The sequence below is a fragment of the Microcystis sp. M49636_WE2 genome (assembly GCF_030065375.1).
GTDB lineage: Bacteria > Cyanobacteriota > Cyanobacteriia > Cyanobacteriales > Microcystaceae > Microcystis > Microcystis aeruginosa_C.
Window position 1 is genome coordinate 1 of the sequence record NZ_JASJFG010000594.1, and the last position, 2000, is coordinate 2000.

Here is a 2000-nt window from a genome sequence, read left to right on the forward strand (position 1 = left end):
AATTCCTAATAGTCTTTTAGTTTGTTTCGGATATTTTTGAATGTATTCCCAAGTGTAGTTTTTCATGGCTTTTTTTGATTTACTATTTGTTTTATTATATCCTATTATTGTGATTTAATTAAATTATGGAGAGGTCTATTGTAATATTTAAAGGTTACAGAGAATTATTAAGTAGTTTGTAGTTTGTAGTTTGTAGGGTGCGTTAGGAGCGCAAAAAGATTATAAAATGTACAAATAAATTAAATACGCGACGTAACGCACCATTATTATTAAATGAGATTTTTAAAAACATAATAAAATAAATTATTTAGTAAATATGAGGTGCGTTACGCTGTCACTAATACACCCTACAAATTATCTATTACATGAGAAGATTAATAACAGAAGTCGGGGATCTAAATTTTATCAGAATCAGATATAATCAAATTGGGTAAATAACCAAAATAATCTATGAATACGTTAGAACTTCGTGAACAAATCCAAAAATATGTTGAACAACTGTCACCAGAAAAATTACTCGTAGCAGTTGATTTTTTAGCATATTTGGCAACAAGAGAAGATGATGCTACTCAAGAGTTATTAGAGATTGTAGGATTTAAAGAAAATTTTGATCATGCTAGAGAAAATGTAAAACAAGGAAAGGTGATTACTGTTGACAAACTTAAACGAAAATATTAATTATACTGTTGTTATTAGTATTGATGCAGGGGAGTTTTTTGAATCTGCTTCTGCTACTTTACAAAAAAGTTAGATAGATGTTTTGAACGTTTAAAAATTAATCCTCGTAATCATCCTAATATAAAATCTCTCAAAGGTGAGTTATCAGGTTATTATCGTTATCGAGTAGGTGACTATAGAGTTATTTATGAAATTAATGATGATTTAAAACTGGTAACGATAATTTTTATCGCCCATAGAAGTAAAGTTTATGAATAGCTGAAATAAAAATTAAGCAGCCAATTCTGTAGGGTGTGTTAATTAAATGCAACGTACCTTATAAATTCACCGTTAAATATCTTTGAAAAAAGCATTGTTTCCAAAAATACTTCATTTAAAACACTCAAGCTCTAATTACAGTAATTCTATATTGATTTTCCGTCACCACAACTTCAGTGGATAACCTTTCTTCCATTGGTAAGGCATTTTTCCGCCTATCAAAGATAAATAACCAACCAAAATCTAAACCCAAACGTCCTAAATAAGATTCTAATTGTTCAATTCCATCAGCTTGCGGATTGCGTTTTTTATCCCGCCATACTTTCAATTCAATCCCTAAAATTACATCTTTATACTGTAAACATAAATCCATTCTATCGCTACCAATTGCATATTCCCTTTCTAAAACTCCCCCACCATTAATCACACGATGTAAAAAAGCCATTAATACAATATGCGGTGCGATTTCATGATAGCCAGTGCTACCTAATAACGGTTCTCCGTGCTGTCGCCAAAACTTGAGAAATGCTGTTAATAAAGCATCTAGATTTAACTCCCCTTCCGGTGTTAACCAAGTGGGTGCAATCATTGGTAAAGATGCCATTGGTGTGACTGTTAATGCTCTGGGTAACACTTCCCGATAAATGGGATTAGCAATAGTTAAACCTCCGTAGGGGTGCATTTTACATAATCCCAAATCAATCACAAATTGAATATCATCATTAGGTATATTTCCTAATTCTAAACCAGCTAACATCGGTTCAATAATGGCTTTAATTCTTGGTTCTCTTAACCTTTCCGCTAAACTATCTAAATGAGTATCCTGACGAGCTATTAATATTTCTTTGGCTGTTAAAATATGTTCTTTAGTAATAGGAATACTTCTATCTTTCACCATTTTTTCGACAATTTCTTTAGCTAAAGCATTGACTAGCCAAGGTTGTCCTTGGGTTAAATCATAAGCTGTTTCTATTGCTTCTGGTGTGAAAAGTTGTCCAGTTGCTGCTGTATGTTTTTGATATAATTCTCCCACTTCTGCAAGATTAAAATTTCGCATAGTCAGA

At 31.8% G+C, this 2000-nt stretch carries 2 protein-coding genes and 1 pseudogene; 2 read left to right on the forward strand and 1 reads right to left on the reverse strand.

Annotation, left to right across the window (positions count from 1 at the left end):
* The first annotated feature begins 450 nt into the window (after positions 1 to 450).
* Both PX484_RS13735 and PX484_RS25790 read left to right on the forward strand, forming a co-directional pair.
* Positions 451 to 678: a hypothetical protein gene (locus PX484_RS13735; RefSeq protein ID WP_002734104.1), complete on the forward strand. Its 228-nt coding sequence runs from the start codon at positions 451 to 453 to the stop codon at positions 676 to 678.
* A pseudogene (locus PX484_RS25790) lies at positions 653 to 936 on the forward strand (type II toxin-antitoxin system RelE family toxin). The gene PX484_RS13735 and the pseudogene PX484_RS25790 overlap by 26 nt, the downstream one beginning before the upstream one ends.
* A 124-nt stretch (positions 937 to 1060) precedes the next feature.
* Here PX484_RS25790 and PX484_RS13745 read toward each other — a convergent pair.
* Positions 1061 to 2000: hypothetical protein (locus PX484_RS13745; protein WP_288104274.1), on the reverse strand; the 940-nt coding region annotated here is incomplete at its 5' end.